The following is an 18,442-nucleotide window of genomic DNA, read 5'->3' on the forward strand; positions in this document are numbered from 1 at the left end:
AGAGAATTGAATCAATGCCGCACATTTTGATCGTCGAAGACGAAACAATTATCCGCTCTGCCTTGCGTCGCCTGCTTGAACGTAATCAGTACCAGGTCAGCGAAGCCGGCTCGGTGCAGGAAGCCCAAGAGCGATTCAGCATTCCCACGTTCGACCTGATTGTCAGCGACCTGCGCTTGCCGGGCGCGCCAGGCACCGAGCTGATCAAGCTTGGCCAGGGCACCCCGGTGCTGATCATGACCAGTTACGCCAGCCTGCGTTCGGCGGTGGACTCGATGAAGATGGGCGCGGTGGATTACATCGCCAAGCCTTTCGACCACGACGAAATGCTGCAGGCCGTGGCCCGCATTCTGCGCGACCGTCAGTCGGCCAGCAGCGCGCCCGCCGAACAGCGCCCCGCCGGCAAGACCGCCAACGGTGCGGACAAGCCGGGCGTCAACAACAGCAACGGCGAAATCGGCATTATCGGCTCCTGCCCACCGATGCAGGACCTGTACAGCAAGATTCGCAAAGTCGCGCCCACCGACTCCAATGTATTGATTCAGGGCGAGTCGGGCACCGGTAAAGAACTGGTCGCCCGTGCCCTGCACAACCTGTCCAAGCGCGCCAAGGCGCCGATGATCTCGGTGAACTGCGCGGCGATCCCTGAATCACTGATCGAGTCCGAACTGTTCGGCCACGAGAAAGGCGCATTTACCGGCGCCAGCGCCGGGCGTGCGGGCCTGGTCGAAGCGGCGGACGGCGGCACTTTGTTCCTCGACGAAATCGGCGAACTGCCGCTGGAAGCCCAGGCGCGCTTGCTGCGCGTGTTGCAGGAAGGCGAAATTCGCCGCGTGGGTTCGGTGCAATCACAAAAAGTCGATGTTCGCCTGATCGCAGCGACCCACCGCGACCTCAAGAGCCTGGCCAAGATCGGCCAGTTCCGTGAAGACTTGTATTACCGCCTGCACGTGATCGCCCTCAAGCTGCCGGCACTGCGTGAGCGTGGCGCCGACGTCAACGAAATCGCCAGCGCCTTCCTGCTGCGCCAGAGCGCACGGATCAACCGTACCGACCTCAAGTTTGCCCCGGACGCCGAGCAGGCGATTCGTCACTACTCGTGGCCGGGTAACGTGCGAGAGCTTGAGAACGCGGTCGAGCGCGCGGTCATTCTGTCGGAGAGCCCGGAGATTTCTGCCGAGCTGCTGGGCATCGACATCGAGCTGAGTGACCTGGAAGACGACGATTTCATCGGCCTGGCCCCACAACAGGGCGGCGGTAGCAATACCAGCCACGAGCCGACGGAAGATTTGTCACTGGAAGATTACTTCCAGCACTTCGTTCTTGAGCACCAGGACCACATGACCGAGACCGAGCTGGCACGCAAGCTGGGCGTGAGCCGCAAGTGCCTGTGGGAACGCCGCCAGCGCCTGGGCATTCCGCGACGCAAGACCGGGGTGGCCAGCGAGAGTTGAGGGTGCGCCCCCACAGGTAACACCCTCAGATGTGAAAAAACTGTTACCGCTGAATTTTCACGTAACAAAAGCCGGGGCTTACGGTAACGAAGCCCCGGCTTTTTTCCCCCCCCAAAAACGCCGAAAGCGCCTCACACCCCCGGTTTTGCTGGACGGCACAAAAGTTGGCACGCACCCTGCTATATGCTTAGTACAAAAACAATAACAAGCTTAGTACCAGACAATAAAAATAAGACGTATCGACTCACGCACAATAAAAACAACACGGCGGAGGCGCAGCTAACTGATTCTTTTGGAGAGGCGTTGCATTTGGGGCTTGCCCCGCAACCAGGCCGAGAACAACAAAAACTGCCCTAAGGCAGAGCCTGAACTGGTTGGATCGTAGATCAGCAACACAGCGACCAAAGCAATCCGTTTGCTCTTGGCTCCCGATTGGGAGTGTCATGAAGGTGAAGCTTCATGGCGAGGGCGATCAACAAAAACAAGAAGCCCGAAATCAATAATAAAAATAGAGCACGCAACTACTTCTGGGGGAGCTTCGGCTCCCCTTGTAGTTTCCGGCATTTGGCCGGTTCCCCTTTCTTTTAAGCTTATGGCGCAAGGCCTGCAGCTTGTTCCTACACCATCCCTCGACTAAATGCTAGAATCCCGGCCCATCATGCGGTCATTCTTCGTTATGGCCGAACATTCCTTCAAACAGTGCATCCCATGCTGAAGAAGTTGTTCCAGTCATTCCGTTCTCCCTTGCGTCGTACGCAACACATTCGCAGCACGCCTGAAGTGCTTAACAGCAATCAGCATTCATTGCAGCGTGCTCAATTCAGCCGCTATGCGGTGAACATCGTCGAACGTTTGCAGAACGCCGGCTACCAGGCCTATCTGGTGGGCGGCTGTGTACGTGACATGTTGCTCAATATCACGCCCAAGGATTTCGACGTCGCCACCAGCGCCACGCCCGAGCAAGTGCGTGCCGAATTTCGCAACGCGCGAATCATCGGTCGCCGCTTCAAATTGGTGCATATCCACTTTGGCCGCGAAATCATCGAGGTCGCCACGTTCCGCGCCGGCCACCCGCAAAACGATGAAGAGGAAGACACCAACCAGTCTTCCCGCAACGAGAGCGGCCGCATCCTGCGCGACAACGTCTACGGCACCCTGGAAGAAGACGCGCAACGCCGCGACTTCACCATCAACGCCTTGTATTACGATCCGGTCAGCGAGCGCATCCTCGATTACGCCAATGGCGTACACGACATTCGCAACAACCTGATCCGTTTGATCGGCGACCCGACGCAGCGCTACCAGGAAGACCCGGTGCGCATGCTGCGAGCGGTGCGTTTTGCCGCCAAGCTGAATTTCGGTATCGAGAAACACACGGCCGCGCCGATTCGCGAACTGGCGCCCATGCTGCGGGAAATCCCTTCAGCACGCCTGTTCGAAGAAGTGCTCAAGCTGTTCCTCTCGGGGTACGCCGCCGACACGTTCGAAATGCTCGTCGACCTGCAGTTGTTCGATCCATTGTTCCCGGCCAGCGCCGAGGCTCTGGAATACAACCCGACGTACACCCACACGTTGATCAGCGAAGCCTTGATCAATACCGACCTGCGCATCAAACAGAACAAACCGGTGACCCCGGCGTTCCTGTTTGCCGCCCTGTTGTGGCCGGCCCTGCCCAAACGCGTACTGCGCCTGCAGGACCGTGGCATGCCGCCGATTCCTGCCATGCAGGAAGCTGCGCACGAGCTGATCGCCGAGCAATGCCAACGCATCGCCATTCCAAAACGTTTCACCCTGCCGATCCGCGAGATCTGGGACATGCAGGAGCGCCTGCCACGGCGCAGCGGCAAACGCGCCGACCTGCTGTTGGACAACCCGCGCTTCCGTGCTGGCTACGACTTCCTGCTGCTGCGCGAAAGCGCCGGCGAGCAGACCGACGGCCTGGGCGAATGGTGGACCGACTACCAGGACGCCAACGACAGCCAGCGCCGCGACATGATTCGTGACCTTGGCAGCAAAGGTGATGGCGCCAGCGATGGGCCGAAGAAGCGTCGTCGCAGCTCCAGCAAGCGCAAACGCACGTCTGCCGATGCCTCGGGCGCTGCAGGCGAATAAACGTGGAACGTATCTACATCGGTATGGGCAGCAACCTCGCTGCCCCGGACCAGCAATTGCGCAGCGCCATTGCGGCGTTGGCGCTATTGCCAGGCACCGCCCTCGTCGGTGTGTCCGACTTCTATCAGAGTGACTCCCTGCTCCCCGGTCAGCCGCGCTATACCAATGCGGTCGCGGCCCTGGACAGTAGCCTTGCGCCACTGGCGCTGCTCGATGCACTGCAAGCCATCGAAAACGGCCAGGGCCGCGAACGTCTCGAGCGTTGGGGCCCGCGTACGCTGGATCTGGATATCCTGCTGTTTGGCGATCGCTTGATCGACGAGCCGCGCCTCAAAGTGCCTCACTACCAGATGCACCTGCGCGCGTTCGTGTTGTACCCGCTGGCCGAACTGGCCCCCGCTGAGTTGCAACTGCCCGACGGCCGAACCCTCGCGGAGCTGTTGAAGTCCTGCCCGTTTGTCGGCCTGGAACGCCTCTCTAGCGCCTGATGCAGTCCGCGTGGGAGCAGCTTGCTCGCGAATGCGGCGAACCCAGTCGCTACAAGCATTGACTGACCCAGCGCATTCGCGAGCAAGCCGCTCCCACATTTGATCTCACAGGCCGTCAAAATTGGTCTTCAACGTGCTGAAACGCGTCAGTAACAGCGGTAACACCGCCATCGTAACAATGCGGTAACACATCCAATTGACTTCCCGAGTCCTCATCACGACTATAGGCGTCCCGCTGCCGCCAACGCGGCGCTGAAGGGCGCAATCCAGGCCTTATAAGCACTGCTCTCAAGACAGTGCGCCTGTATAAACGAAGACTCACGCGCGTTACTCGCTGTTTCCAAGCGCCTGAACGAGGACCCTTTTCATGCCAGACATTACCCTGACCACCTTGCAGAGCCTCAAGCTCAAAGGTGAAAAAATCACCATGCTGACGTGCTACGACGCCACCTTCGCCCACGCCAGTTGCCAGGCCGGTGTTGAAGTGCTGTTGATCGGCGACTCGCTGGGCATGGTTCTTCAAGGGAATGACAGCACCCTGCCCGTCACCACCGATGAACTCGCCTACCACACTGCCAGCGTCAAGCGCGGCAATGAGGGTGCCTTCATCATCGCCGACCTGCCGTTCATGGGTTACGCCACGCTGGAACAGACCTTTCAGAACGCCGGCAAACTGATGCAGGCCGGCGCGCACATGATCAAGGTCGAAGGCGCCGTATGGCTCGCCGAGTCGATCCGACTGCTGGCCGAGCGCGGTGTGCCGGTATGCGTGCACATGGGCCTGACGCCACAGTCGGTGAACATCCTCGGCGGCTACAAGGTACAAGGCCGCAATGAAGCCCAGGCGCGTCAGATGCGCGCCGATGCCATTGCCCTGGAACAAGCCGGTGCCGCGATGATCCTGCTGGAATGCGTGCCGAGCGAATTGGCGGCAGAGATCACCCAGGCGGTCAAAGTGCCGGTAATCGGCATCGGCGCGGGCTCTGCCACCGACGGCCAGGTTCTGGTCTTGCATGACATGCTCGGCCTGTCGCTGACCGGGCGAGCCCCCAAGTTCGTGAAAAACTTCATGGCAGGTAAAGACAGCATCCAGGCCGCGTTGAGCGCTTACGTCGACGAAGTCAAAGCCGTTACTTTCCCAGGCGCCGAACACGGATTCTCTGCATGAACACCGTTAAAACCGTACGAGAACTGCGCGCTGCAGTCGCCCACGCGCGCAGCGCCGGCAAGCGCATTGGCTTTGTGCCCACCATGGGCAATCTGCACAGCGGCCACGCCACCCTGGTGACCAAGGCCGCCCAGCAATCGGATTTCGTGGTGGCGAGTATCTTCGTCAACCCGTTGCAGTTCGGTGCCGGCGAGGACCTGGACAAATACCCTCGCACCTTGGCCGCCGATCAGGAAAAACTGCTGCAAGCCGGTTGCAACCTGCTGTTCGCACCATCCGTCGAAGAAATGTACCCCGGCGGCATGACCGGCCAGACCCGCGTCAGCGTCCCGCAACTGTCCGAAGGCCTCTGCGGCGCCAGCCGCCCCGGGCACTTCGAAGGGGTAGCGACGGTGGTCAGCAAGCTGTTCAACATGGTCCAGCCGGATATGGCCGTGTTTGGCCAGAAGGACTATCAGCAACTGGCAGTGATTCGCGCCATGGTGCATGACCTGAACATGCCGATCCAGATCATCGGCGAGCCCACTGTGCGTGCCGCTGACGGCCTCGCGCTGTCCTCGCGCAACGGCTACCTCAGCGAAGAACAACGCGCCATCGCGCCGGTGCTGTACCGCAGCCTCAGCCAGATTGCCGCCGCCATCAAGGGAGGCGACCACGATTTTGCCAAACTGCGTGCCGAGCAGATCCAGCAGATCGAAGCGGCCGGATTGCGCATCGACTACTTGGAAGTGCGCCAGGGTGTACACCTGCGTCCCGCCACGCCTGAGGATCGCGATGTAGTGATCCTGGTGGCTGCGTATTTGGGCGCCACACGCCTGATCGACAACCTGCACCTGACCCTGGCCTGACCCTGCATTTTCTCCCTTGAAAACAAGCGCGCCTGTTGCCCTCCCCGCTGTGCCGGTATAAAAAAGTACCGGCTACAACGCAGACAAAGCCAAGACATATCGACACGCTAGGTTTAATGTAAACGCCCTGTGCCATTGTTGGCGCTGACCGGAACCCAACGCCTGATGAAAGACTGGACGTTCCGGATTTAGAAGTGTCCTAAAGGCAAGTCCCCGTAATAAAAAGGAAACCCGCAGCGATGGCGTATTACCGCACTCCTCATGACGTTACCGCTCTGCCCGCTTGGCAAGCGCTCGATAAACATCGCCAAGCCATGCAGGATTTCAGCATGCGCGACGCATTCAATGCCGATCCCCAGCGCTTCTCCCAATTCACCTTGAGCAGCTGCGGGCTTTTCCTCGATTACTCGAAAAACCTCATCACTGCCCAAACGCGCGCCTTGCTCGTCGAGCTGGCCAATGAACTCGGCCTTAAAGACGCGATCAACGCGCTCTACGCTGGCGAGCCGGTCAACTCCTCCGAAGGCCGTCCGGCCCTGCACACCGCACTGCGTCGCCCGGTTGGCGACAAGTTGTCGGTCAACGGCGTGAACATCATGCCGGACGTGCACAAGGTGCTGAACCAGATCACTGACCTGGTCGGCCGCATCCACGATGGCCTGTGGCGCGGTTACACCGAGAAGCCGATCACCGACGTGGTGAACATTGGCATCGGCGGCTCGTTCCTCGGCCCGGAGCTGGTCTCCGAAGCGCTGTTGTCCTACGCCCACAAAGGCGTGCGCTGCCACTACCTGGCGAACATTGACGGCAGCGAGTTCCACGAGCTGACCCAGAAGCTGCGCGCCGAGACCACGCTGTTTATCGTCTCGTCAAAATCCTTCAACACCCTGGAAACCCTGAAAAACGCCCAGGCCGCCCGCGCCTGGTACCTGGCCCAGGGTGGCTCGGAAGCCGAGTTGTATCGCCACTTCATCGCCGTCTCAAGCAACAACGCAGCGGCCGTGGCCTTCGGTATCCGCGAAGAAAACATCTTCCCGATGTGGGACTGGGTCGGCGGGCGTTACTCGCTGTGGTCGGCCATCGGCTTGCCCATCGCCCTGGCGATCGGCATGTCCAACTTCAAGGAACTGCTGTCCGGTGCCTACACCATGGACCAGCATTTCCAGAACGCCCCATTCGAAGCCAACATGCCCGTGCTGCTGGGTCTGCTGGGCGTGTGGTACGGCAACTTCTGGGGTGCGCAGAGCCACGCGATCCTGCCGTACGACCACTACCTGCGCAACATCACCAAACACTTGCAACAGTTGGACATGGAATCCAACGGCAAGAGTGTGCGCCAGGACGGTACGCCAGTGTCCACCGATACCGGCCCGGTCATCTGGGGCGGCGTAGGGTGCAACGGCCAGCACGCCTACCACCAGTTGTTGCACCAAGGGACCCAACTGATTCCGGCCGACTTCATTGTGCCGATTGTCAGCTTCAACCCGGTGTCCGACCACCATCAGTGGTTGTTCGCCAACTGCCTGTCCCAAAGCCAGGCACTGATGCTCGGCAAAACCCGCAGCGAAGCCGAAGCCGAGTTGCGTGAGAAAGGCCTTCCCGAAGCCGAAGTCCAGAAGCTGGCCCCGCACAAGGTGATCCCGGGCAACCGTCCGAGCAACACCATCGTGGTTGAACGCATCAGCCCGCGTCGCCTGGGCGCACTGGTGGCTATGTATGAACACAAGGTGTTTGTGCAAAGCGTGGTCTGGGGTATCAACGCCTTCGACCAATGGGGCGTGGAATTGGGCAAAGAGCTGGGCAAAGGCGTGTATAACCGCCTGACCGGTGCCGAAGAAACCTCGGCCGAGGATGCTTCGACCCAGGGCCTGATCAACTACTTCCGCGGTCGTCACCGCGGCTGAAGCCGGTACACCAAGGCCAACGTCCGTTTGGACGTTGGCCTTGTACCCTCCCCCCACTGCGTGCATCTTTATGACTTGTCGCCAAAACAAGAATAAGGACCGCTCATGTTCGATATCAGCACATTCCCCAACGCCGATGCCGTCCGCCAGGCCGCGCAGCTCAGTCAAGCCGACTACCAGCGCCTTTATCGCCAGTCCATCGAGCAACCCGACACCTTTTGGGCAGAACAGGCCAAAAGCTTTCTCGACTGGATCACACCCTGGCACACCGTCCAGCATTCAGACATTCACACCGGCGCCGCCCAATGGTTTGCCGGCGGCCAACTGAACGTCAGCTACAACTGCATCGACCGTCACCTGGCGCAACGCGCCGACCAGACTGCCTTCATCTGGGAAGGCGATGATCCGACACGGTCTGCAAAAATCACCTACCGCCAGCTCCATCAAAACGTCAGCCGCCTGGCCAATGTGTTGAAAAACCGTGGCGTGAAAAAAGGCGACCGCGTGTGCATCTACATGCCGATGATCCCGGAAGCCGCCTACGCAATGCTGGCCTGCACACGCATTGGCGCGGTGCACTCGGTGGTTTTTGGCGGGTTCTCACCGGACGCCCTGCGTGACCGTATTCTCGACGCCGACTGCCGCACCGTAATTACCGCCGATGAAGGCGTGCGCGGCGGTAAACCGGTGGCGCTGAAAAAGAACGTCGACCAGGCCCTGGCCAGTTGCCCGAACGTCAGCACCGTGCTGGTGGTGGAGCGCACCGGCGCTGACCTTGCCTGGCACGAAGGCCGCGATCTCAAGTACCAGCAAGCTCTGGATGCCGCCAGCGACGACTGCCCGCCCGAGCCCATGGACGCCGAAGACCCGCTGTTCATCCTCTACACCTCCGGCAGCACCGGCAAACCCAAAGGCGTGCTGCACACCACCGGCGGCTACCTGCTGCAAGCGGCGATGACCTTCAAGTACGTGCTCGATTACCGCGACGGCGAAGTGTTCTGGTGCACCGCCGACGTCGGTTGGGTGACCGGCCACAGCTACATCGTGTACGGCCCGCTGGCCAATGGCGCTACCTCGCTGATGTTCGAGGGCGTGCCGAGCTACCCGGACAGCTCGCGCTTCTGGCAGGTGATCGACAAACATCAGGTGAACATCTTCTACACCGCGCCCACCGCCCTGCGCGCCCTGATGCGTGAGGGTCACGGGCCACTGGAGAATACCTCCCGCGCCAGCCTGCGCCTGCTGGGCAGTGTCGGCGAGCCGATCAACCCCGAAGCCTGGGACTGGTACTTCAACGCCGTCGGTGAACAACGCTGCCCGATTGTCGACACGTGGTGGCAGACCGAAACCGGCGGCATCATGCTCAGCCCCCTGGTCAGCGCCCAGCGGATCAAGCCCGGCTGCGCAACCCAGCCGATGTTTGGCGTGCAGCCGGTGCTGCTGGATGAGCAAGGCAAGCCAATCAGCGGCGCCGGCAGTGGCGTGCTGGCTATCAAGGCCAGCTGGCCGGGGCAGATTCGCAGCGTCTACGGCGACCCGCAGCGCATGATCGACACCTATTTCAAACCCTACCCTGGCTACTACTTCACGGGGGACGGCGCACGCCGCGATGAGGACGGCGACTACTGGATCACCGGGCGCATCGACGATGTGATCAACGTGTCTGGCCATCGCATCGGCACTGCCGAGGTGGAAAGCGCGCTGGTGTTGCATGACCAAGTGGCCGAAGCCGCCGTGGTGGGCTATCCCCACGACGTCAAAGGCCAGGGAATTTATGCCTTCGTCACCCCAATGAATGGGGTTGAACCCAGCGATGCGTTGAAGAAAAACCTGCTTGAGCTGGTCAGCAAGGAAATCGGCAGCTTTGCCAAGCCGGAACTGATCCAATGGGCGCCGGCCTTGCCGAAAACCCGATCCGGCAAGATCATGCGGCGGATTCTGCGCAAAATCGCCTGCAATGAACTGGACAGCCTGGGTGACACCTCGACACTGGCCGACCCCAGCGTCGTGGATGGCCTGATCGACAAACGCCTGAACCGCTAGGAACCCTCGAGTCGCCATGGAATTTATCCGCAACCGTATCGAAACCCAGTTGATGAGCCTCACCGGCCTGTCGCTGGGCCAGCTGGACCTGGAAAACCCCAAGGGCGATCCAGGCCTGTTCGGGCCGGACTCGGTCAGTTGGCAGGTCCATGGCGATTTCAGCAGCATGTTGATTGGTGGCATCAGCGCCTTGATGCTGCAAGCCTTGCACCCGCTGGCACTGGCGGGTGTGTGGGACCACTCGAATTTTCGCCAGGACATGCTCGGGCGCTTACGGCGCACCTCGCAGTTTATTTCCGGCACCACGTTCGGCTCGCGCAAAGACGCCGAATGGCTGATCGAAAAAGTGCGCACCATTCACCTGCAAGTGACGGGGCATGCCCCGGACGGGCGACCTTACGCGGCCAGTGATCCGGCGCTGCTGACGTGGGTGCATGTGGCGGAGGTCAGCAACTTCCTCGCGGCCCACCTGCGTTACTGCAACCCGCGCCTTTCGGGTCGGGATCAGGACCGCTACTACAGTGAAATTGCGTTGGTGGCCGAACGCTTGGGCGCGCGGCATGTTCCGCGTTCACGGCAGGAAATTTCGGATTACCTGGCACGCATTCGTCCGCAACTGCTGTGCGACGAGCGCAGCCGCGAAGTGTTGCGTCTGCTGCTCAATGCACCGTCCCCCAGCACGCTGGCCAAACCTTTTGGCGCGCTGATGATGCAGGCGGGGATCGACTTGCTGCCGGACTGGGCAAGCAGCCTGCTCGGGCAACACCAAAGCACGCTGCAACGGCAAATGGTCCGCGCCGGGGTTAAGCGCAGTGCGCCGTTGCTGCGCTGGGCGATGCGCAATGGCTCGGTGCAGCGTGCCCATCGGCGGATGGGGTTGATGTAGGCCGGCGCTTATAGCTGTTAAACTCCGCGCCCCATTTACAGCAAGGCGCGCTCCATGACTCCCTTGAATCAGGCGCTGCGCGCCGCCCTCGATTATCGCCAAGACCTGATCAACGAGTTGCACGCCCAAGGCACTGACTGCTACCGCTTGTTTCATGGCAGCCAGGAAGGCGCCGGCGGCCTGACTGTCGACCGTTACGGCCCACAGTTGCTGGTGCAGAGTTTCCACCAACCCCTGGAAACAGCTGACCTCTTGGACCTGCACCAACTGATCAACCAGTTCATGGGCCTGGAATTGCTGCTGGTCTACAACGACCGCTCCCGTGGCAACTCGCGCATCGACCGTGAAGACACGGTGTACCGCGCCGAGCCTGCCGCGCTGGTAGACCTGGTTGGCCACGAATGGGGCCTCAATTATCGCGTGCGTGGGCGCCACGCCGGGCAAGACCCGTTGCTGTTCCTGGACCTGCGCAACACCCGCGGCTGGGTCAAGGCGCACAGCGCCGGCAAGAGCGTGCTCAACCTGTTCGCCTACACCTGCGGCGTCGGCCTGGGCGCGGCGGCTGGTGGTGCGCGTGAGGTGTGCAACCTGGACTTCGCCGAGGGCAACCTGGCGGTCGGTCGCGAAAACGGTCTGCTTAACCCACAATTGCCAACCATGGAATTCGTGCAGTCCGACTACTTCCCGGCGATTCGCCAACTGGCGGGCTTGCCGATCACTCAACGTCGCGGGCAGAAACTGCCGAGCTATCCCCGCCTCGAGCAGCGCCAATATGACTTGGTATTGCTCGACCCACCGGCATGGGCCAAGAGCGCCTTCGGCACCGTTGACCTGTTGCGTGACTACCAGAGCCTGCTCAAGCCTGCGCTGCTCGCGACGGCCGACAATGGCGTGCTGATCTGCTGCAACAACTTGGCGAAAGTCAGCATGGATGACTGGCGCGAGCAGGTGCTGCGCTGCGCTGAGAAAGCCGGTCGCCCGGTACGCGATTGGCAAATCATGACGCCGGGCGCCGACTTCCCTTCCCAGGACCAGCAGCCACCGTTGAAAACCCTCATCCTGCAGCTGTAGTACTTTTCCCAAGAGGCCCGGTGCTTCGGAACCGAAATCCCGTGCCATACTCCAAGGCACTCCTGTTCGACATAGATGGCGTCACTCATGCCCAAAGGATTGATCCGCGCCGCTGGCGCCTTGTTGACCGCCCTGGCTCTGTACAGCTTGCTGGGTTTTCTGATTCTGCCGGGCATCGCCCTTCGTATTGCCAATCAACAGCTGGCCCATTACGCCACGGTGCCGGCACGCATCGAGCGTATCGAACTCAATCCGTTCAGCCTGGAACTGACAGCCTGGGGCTTGAAAATCGGTGAACCGGGCAAGGAGCAAGTGGGTTTCGAGCGTCTCTACGCCAACCTGCAGATCGACAGCCTGTGGACTCGTGCCCTGCACCTGGCCGATGTGCAACTCGACCAACCCAAGACTGAGCTGCTGTTCAACAAATCCGGCCAGCTGAACCTGGCGCAGTTGTTCAAGCTGCCGCCGAGCGAACCGACCCCGGCCGACCCGAACGCCAAGCCATTCCCGCTGCGCATCGACAGCATCAAGCTGGCGGGCGGCTATGTGCATTTTCAAGACCTGCGTCCCAGCGAACCGATCGAATTCCTTTACGACAAACTCGACTTTGAACTGAAAAACCTCAGCACCTTGCCGGAAGACAACGCCGACATGACGCTGGTGGCCGCCGGCCCCGAGGGTGGGCAGATCGACTGGAAAGGCAACTTCAGCCTGGTACCGATCACCTCCGAGGGCACGCTGAAAGTCACCGACGGCAAGATGAAAGCCTGGTGGCCGTATGTCCGTGACGCCGTGCCGCTTGTGCTGGAAGACGGTGTGCTGAATTTCAGCACCCACTACACATTCAGCCTCGCCAAAGAAACCGAACTGAACCTGACCAACACGGCCGCCAGCATTGCGCCGTTTGCTATCAAGGCGCCCGATGGCCGCCCATTGGTACGCCTGGAACGCTTGGACGTCAGTGACACCACGGTGGACCTGGCCAAGCAGCACGTGGTGGTCGGCAAGATTCGCAGCAACAAGCTGGAAACCTGGGCCGCCCGCGAAGCCGATGGGCAATTGGACTGGCAAAAACTGTTCGCCAGCCAACCGAGCAAACCGGCCAAGGCGCCCGAGCCCGCCACCGCGCCGGCGACGGCCGACTCGCCAAAGGCTGAACCGGCCGCACCTAGCAAGCCCTGGCAGGTACTGCTCAAGGATGTGCAGCTGCGTAACTATCAGGTGCACCTGGCCGACCGTCAGGCCAAACCTGCGGTAGCGCTGGAACTGGGGCCCTTGAACGTCGATGTGCAGAACTTCGACAGCCTGAACCAAAGCCCGTTTACCTTGAAGGTCGACTCCGGCCTGGGTAAACAAGGCAAGATTCAGGCAACCGGCGAGGTCAATCTCAACCCGGTCAGCGCCAAACTCAAAGTGAATACCCAGGACATCGACCTGCGGGTTGCTCAGTCCTATATCAGCCCGTTCATTCGGCTGGAACTGCGCAGCGGTATGTTGGGCAGCAACCTGGATGTAAACCTCAAGAGCACCGAGCCCTTGGCGCTTCAGGTCACCGGCCGCGCCCAGGTCGACCAATTGCACACCCTGGACACGCTCAAGACCCGCGACTTCCTCAAATGGCAGCGCCTGGTGCTCGAAGGTGTCAATTATCAACACGGCGACAGCCTGTCGATCGACAAGGTCAACCTGCTGCAACCGTACGCGCGCTTCATGATCAATGATGACCGCACCACCAACATCGATGACCTGTTGATCCCGCAGCCGGCCGACAGTGGCGCTAAATCGGCAGCCAAGCCAGTGGCCAGCAAAGATAAGCCGCTGGGCATCCATATAGGGCAGATCGCGATCAATGACGGCTCGGCCAACTTTGCCGACTTCAGCCTCACGCCCAACTTTGCCACGGCCATTCAACAGCTCAACGGGCAGATCGGCACCATTGACAGTCGCCAAGCCAAACCGGCCAGCGTCGACATCAAGGGCAAGGTGGATCGCTATGCGCCAGTGACCATCAAAGGCAGCGTGAACCCGTTTGATCCGATGGCGGCGCTGGATATCGCCACCAACTTCAAACGCGTCGAGTTGACCACGTTGACGCCGTACTCCGGCAAGTTCGCCGGTTTCCGCATCCGCAAGGGCAGGCTTAACCTGGACCTGCATTATGTGATCACCAAAGGCCAATTGAAGGCTGAAAACAAAGTGGTGGTTGAGCAACTGCAACTGGGTGAGAAAGTCGACAGCGCCGACGCCGTGGATTTGCCGATTCGCCTGGCCATTGCCCTGCTCAAGGACTCCGACGGCAAGATCTCCATCGAACTGCCGGTCACCGGCGACCTGAACAACCCGCAATTCAGTGTGATGCCGATCGTCTGGCAAACCCTGCGTAACCTGGTGGTGCGCGCGGCGACGGCGCCGTTCAAGTTCATCGGTGGGCTGGTGACGGGCGGAGGCTCGGAAGACTTGGGCAATGTGTCGTTCGCCCCAGGCTCCAGCGAGTTGAACAAAGACGCTCAAGGCGCGCTGGACACCCTGGCCAAGGCACTCAAAGAGCGCCCTACCCTGCGCCTTGAAATCGAAGGCACGGCGGCTGCCAGCAGTGACGGCCCCTTGCTCGCTGCCGAGCGACTGGAACGTGAATATCAGTACAACTACTACAAGATACTGCAGCGCCGTGGCGATAAGGTTCCGGCCCAGGCTTCGCTGCTGGTCGTACCCGAGAAGGAAAAAGCGCCATTGCTGGAAGGCATCTACCGCACCCGCCTGAAACAGCAACCGCCGGCCGAGTGGAAAGACTTGAGCAGCGATGAACGCACCGCGAAGCTGCGTGAGGGGCTGATCAAGTTCTGGGGCGCCAGTGATGTACTGCTGCGTCAACTGGGGCAAGACCGAGCCAGTGCCATCAAGGACTACCTGGTGGACAAGGGCCAGCTGGAAGATGACCGGGTGTACTTCATTGATGCCAACCTGGGGCAGGCGGAAAAGGATGGCCGGGTAGTAACCCCAATGCATCTGGATGCTGAGTAACACCTGAGCGACACCCATCCAAACGTGGGAGCTGGCTTGCCTGCGATGCACACACCTGGATCATTCAGTTGAATCGAGGTGATGCTATCGCGGGCCAGCCAGCTCCCATATTTGTGTGTAATCGACTTGGGTTTTTTCTGCTCAGAATAGAACAGGCCCCGACACAAGTGCCGGGGCCTGTAATGACCACATCCGTGTGGTCGGTCGCATGAACTCCAGAGGTGCCTTGGGTGGATATCTAACTCACCCTAAGCCGCCGCCATTCAGTTCAGACGAACAGTGGAGCGTTACTCTGCTTTCAGGCCATCGGCCGATACAGCTTTAACGCCTTTGATTTTCTTGGCGATATTCACCGCGGTGGTTTTCTGTGCTTCAGTCACTGCGACGGAAGAGGACAGAGACACTACGCCTTTGTTGGTTTCGACTTTGATGTCGGTGCCAGGAATGCCTTTCTCGGTTACCAGGTCAGCTTTTACTTTGGTGGTGATCCAGGTATCGGAAGTGGCGCCCTTGGCGTCAGCTGCTGCGCCTTTGGTTTTGTCGACGTTGTCGGCTTTAGTTGCGCCGCCTGCCAGCAGGCCGTCAGCAGATACAGCGGTCACACCTTTGATGCGCTTGGTGATTGCTACCGCAGTGGCTTTCTGCGAATCAGAGATCGCTACGGTCGACGACAGGGAAACCACACCTTTGTTGGTTTCAACCTTGATGTCCGAACCAGGAATGCCTTTCTCGGTCAGCAGGTCAGCTTTGACTTTGGTGGTGATCCAAGTATCCGAAGTGGATTCTTTGGCTTTGGTCACTTCGCCAGCGGCCATGGTCATTGGAGCTTGGGAAGTCTGAGCAAAGGCCACGTTAGCACCCATGGCCAGGGTCAGAGCGGTAGCAGTAGCGAGAGCGAACTTCTTCATACGAGTAACTCCTGTTTTATTGAAAGTCTGCAGTGGGTAAACCTTGATGCTGCAGCGTTAACAGGGTTATTGCAGGCAGTGTGCCAAGTCACGCTTTCGAATTAAATCCTTATAAAACAATGACTTATAAAAATCGCCAATTTTCGGAATCGTGCAACTTGCATGAAGAAGACCGTCCTTGCATGCAAGTTGCGGCTTTTGGGATTTACTAAGCATCTGATTTATCGGCATTTTCCCACGCGCATAAAAAAAGGACTCCGAAGAGTCCTTTTTTCAGCGTGAGACCTGGGTAATTAAACGCCCGAAGCCTTGGCTGCTGCTACGTCCTTGATGGACAGCTTGATACGGCCGCGGTTGTCCACGTCCAGTACCAGCACTTCCACTTCCTGACCTTCTTTGAGAATGTCGGTCACTTTCTCAACACGAGCGTCGCTCAGCATGGAGATGTGAACCAGACCGTCTTTGCCCGGCAGGATGTTGACGAATGCGCCGAAGTCGACGATGCGTTCAACTTTACCGACGTAGATCTTGCCGATCTCGGCTTCTGCGGTGATACCCAGAACGCGCTGACGTGCAGCTTCTGCAGCTTCTTTGGTTTCGCCGAAGATCTTGATCGAGCCGTCGTCTTCGATGTCGATCGAAGCCTTGGTCTCTTCACAGATCGCACGAATGGTCGCGCCGCCTTTACCGATAACATCACGGATTTTGTCGGTGTCGATTTTCATCGCGATCATGGTCGGAGCATTTTCCGACAGCTCAGTGCGCGACTGACCAATGATCTGGTTCATCTGGCCGAGGATGTTCAGGCGCGCTTCCAGGGCTTGGCCCAGAGCGATTTCCATGATCTCTTCGGTGATGCCCTTGATCTTGATGTCCATCTGCAGCGCGGTAACACCTTTAGCGGTACCGGCTACTTTGAAGTCCATGTCGCCCAGGTGGTCTTCGTCGCCCAGGATGTCGGTCAGGATGGCGAACTTCTCGCCTTCTTTAACCAGGCCCATGGCGATACCGGCAACCGGTGCCTTCATCGGCACACCAGCGTCCATCAGCGCCAGGGAAGCACCGCAGACCGAAGCCATGGAGCTGGAACCGTTGGACTCGGTGATTTCCGACACCACACGGATGGTGTACGGGAACACGTCGGCAGCAGGCAGCATGGCTGCAATCGAACGACGGGCCAGACGGCCGTGACCGATTTCGCGACGACCAGCACCACCCATGCGACCACACTCACCTACCGAGAACGGAGGGAAGTTGTAGTGCAGCATGAACGGGTCTTTTTTCTCGCCTTCCAGGGTGTCCAGCAGCTGTGCGTCACGGGCAGTACCCAGCGTTGCAACTACCAGAGCCTGAGTTTCACCACGGGTGAACAAGGCCGAACCATGGGTCTTCGGCAGAACGCCGACTTCGATGTTCAGCGGACGTACGGTGCGCGTGTCGCGACCATCGATACGCGGCTTGCCGTTAACGATGTTTTCGCGAACGGTGCGGTATTCGATTTCACCGAAGGCAGCTTTGACGTCGCTGGAAGAAGGCTGGCCTTCTTCGCCGGACAGTTTGGCCACAACCTGTTCCTTCAGCTCGCCCAGGCGAGCGTAGCGGTCGGCCTTGACGGTGATGGTGTAGGCGTCGGAGATCGCAGCGCCGAACTCGGAGCGGATAGCACCCAGCAGTTCAGTCGCTTCGGCTTGTGGAGCCCAGGTCCAAGTCGGCTTGGCAGCTTCGGCGGCCAGTTCTTTAACAGCGTTGATCACAACCTGGAACTCGTCGTGAGCAAACAGTACCGCGCCCAGCATCTGGTCTTCGGTCAGCTCTTTGGCTTCCGATTCAACCATCAACACGGCTTCCGACGTACCGGCAACGACCATGTCCAGGCTCGACGCTTTCTGTTGTTCGTAAGTCGGGTTCAGCAGGTAGCCAGTGCTTTCATGGAAAGCAACGCGAGCTGCGCCGATCGGACCATCAAAAGGAATACCGGAGATGGCCAGGGCAGCCGAAGTACCGATCATCGCAGCGATGTCCGGATCGGTCTTCTTGCTGGTGGAAACGACGGTGCAGACAACCTGCACTTCGTTCATGAAGCCTTCTGGGAACAGCGGACGGATCGGACGGTCGATCAGTCGGGAAGTCAGGGTTTCTTTTTCGGAAGGACGGCCTTCGCGCTTGAAGAAACCGCCAGGGATCTTACCGGCAGCGTAAGTCTTTTCCTGGTAGTGAACAGAAAGAGGGAAGAAGCCTTTGCTTGGGTCAGCGGTCTTGGCGCCAACAACGGTCACCAATACGGTAACGTCGTCGTCAACGGTGACCAGCACTGCGCCGGAGGCTTGACGGGCGATACGGCCTGTCTCGAGGGTAACGGTCGACTGACCGAACTGGAATTTTTTGATAACCGGGTTCACGGTGTCCTACCTTCTTTGTGGCTCTTGGGGAACTTGTCTTCTTGCGAAATTCTTGGGCAATGCCGGGAATCGGCCCGACGCTCGTCCAGGGTAAAACGTGTATCCAGATAAAACTTGAGGCTGGGAGCCTGCCATGGGCC

The 18,442-nt window shown here is 59.6% G+C and carries 12 protein-coding genes; 10 read left to right on the forward strand and 2 right to left on the reverse strand.

Annotated elements, in window-relative coordinates; all coding sequences use genetic code 11:
• Window positions 1-14 precede the first annotated feature (14 nt).
• The 10 genes from AACW30_RS27195 to AACW30_RS27240 all read left to right on the forward strand — a co-directional run bounded on the left by AACW30_RS27195 (window position 15) and on the right by AACW30_RS27240 (window position 14,995).
• Window positions 15-1,454 carry a sigma-54-dependent transcriptional regulator gene (locus AACW30_RS27195; protein ID WP_106579241.1) on the forward strand — a complete coding sequence of 480 codons (1,440 nt, stop codon included), beginning with the start codon at window positions 15-17 and terminating at the stop codon, window positions 1,452-1,454.
• A 708-nt stretch (window positions 1,455-2,162) separates the two neighbouring features.
• Complete coding sequence (locus tag AACW30_RS27200; protein ID WP_106579242.1) at window positions 2,163-3,566, forward strand: polynucleotide adenylyltransferase PcnB; 1,404 nt, start codon at window positions 2,163-2,165, stop codon at window positions 3,564-3,566.
• A 2-nt stretch (window positions 3,567-3,568) separates the two neighbouring features.
• On the forward strand, window positions 3,569-4,054 hold the full coding sequence (gene folK, locus AACW30_RS27205; RefSeq protein WP_200623877.1) for a 2-amino-4-hydroxy-6-hydroxymethyldihydropteridine diphosphokinase: 486 nt from the start codon (window positions 3,569-3,571) through the stop codon (window positions 4,052-4,054).
• A gap of 367 nt (window positions 4,055-4,421) precedes the next feature.
• Window positions 4,422-5,222, forward strand: coding sequence for a 3-methyl-2-oxobutanoate hydroxymethyltransferase (gene panB / locus AACW30_RS27210; protein ID WP_106579244.1), 801 nt, complete (start codon window positions 4,422-4,424; stop codon window positions 5,220-5,222).
• The gene (panC, locus tag AACW30_RS27215; RefSeq protein WP_200623878.1) at window positions 5,219-6,070 is read left to right on the forward strand and encodes a pantoate--beta-alanine ligase; all 852 of its coding nucleotides are present in this window, start codon (window positions 5,219-5,221) and stop codon (window positions 6,068-6,070) included. Before panB ends, panC begins: the two co-directional genes overlap by 4 nt.
• A 239-nt stretch (window positions 6,071-6,309) precedes the next feature.
• Window positions 6,310-7,974, forward strand: a complete 1,665-nt coding sequence (pgi, locus tag AACW30_RS27220; protein WP_200623879.1) for a glucose-6-phosphate isomerase — start codon at window positions 6,310-6,312, stop codon at window positions 7,972-7,974.
• 105 nt (window positions 7,975-8,079) lie between these two features.
• Entirely contained in the window at window positions 8,080-10,017 is a 1,938-nt protein-coding gene (gene acs, locus AACW30_RS27225) for an acetate--CoA ligase (protein WP_200623880.1), read from the forward strand.
• Window positions 10,018-10,033: 16 nt separating this feature from the next.
• Window positions 10,034-10,903, forward strand: a complete 870-nt coding sequence (locus AACW30_RS27230) for an oxygenase MpaB family protein (RefSeq protein WP_200623881.1) — start codon at window positions 10,034-10,036, stop codon at window positions 10,901-10,903.
• A gap of 54 nt (window positions 10,904-10,957) precedes the next feature.
• Entirely contained in the window at window positions 10,958-11,974 is a 1,017-nt protein-coding gene (locus AACW30_RS27235; RefSeq protein WP_200623882.1) for a class I SAM-dependent rRNA methyltransferase, read from the forward strand.
• Window positions 11,975-12,061: 87 nt separating this feature from the next.
• A complete protein-coding gene (locus tag AACW30_RS27240; protein WP_200623883.1) occupies window positions 12,062-14,995 on the forward strand; it encodes a DUF748 domain-containing protein in 2,934 nt (977 codons plus the stop codon).
• A 287-nt stretch (window positions 14,996-15,282) separates the two neighbouring features.
• On the opposite strand, the gene AACW30_RS27245 is transcribed toward AACW30_RS27240, so the two are convergent.
• The gene (locus tag AACW30_RS27245; protein WP_119741050.1) at window positions 15,283-15,903 is read right to left on the reverse strand and encodes a BON domain-containing protein; all 621 of its coding nucleotides are present in this window, start codon (window positions 15,901-15,903) and stop codon (window positions 15,283-15,285) included.
• 293 nt (window positions 15,904-16,196) lie between these two features.
• Window positions 16,197-18,302, reverse strand: a complete 2,106-nt coding sequence (pnp, locus tag AACW30_RS27250) for a polyribonucleotide nucleotidyltransferase (protein ID WP_119741048.1) — start codon at window positions 18,300-18,302, stop codon at window positions 16,197-16,199.
• Between the last annotated feature and the right edge of the window lie 140 nt (window positions 18,303-18,442).

This window comes from Pseudomonas sp. MF6747 (genome assembly GCF_963890955.1).
Classification (GTDB): Bacteria; Pseudomonadota; Gammaproteobacteria; order Pseudomonadales; family Pseudomonadaceae; genus Aquipseudomonas.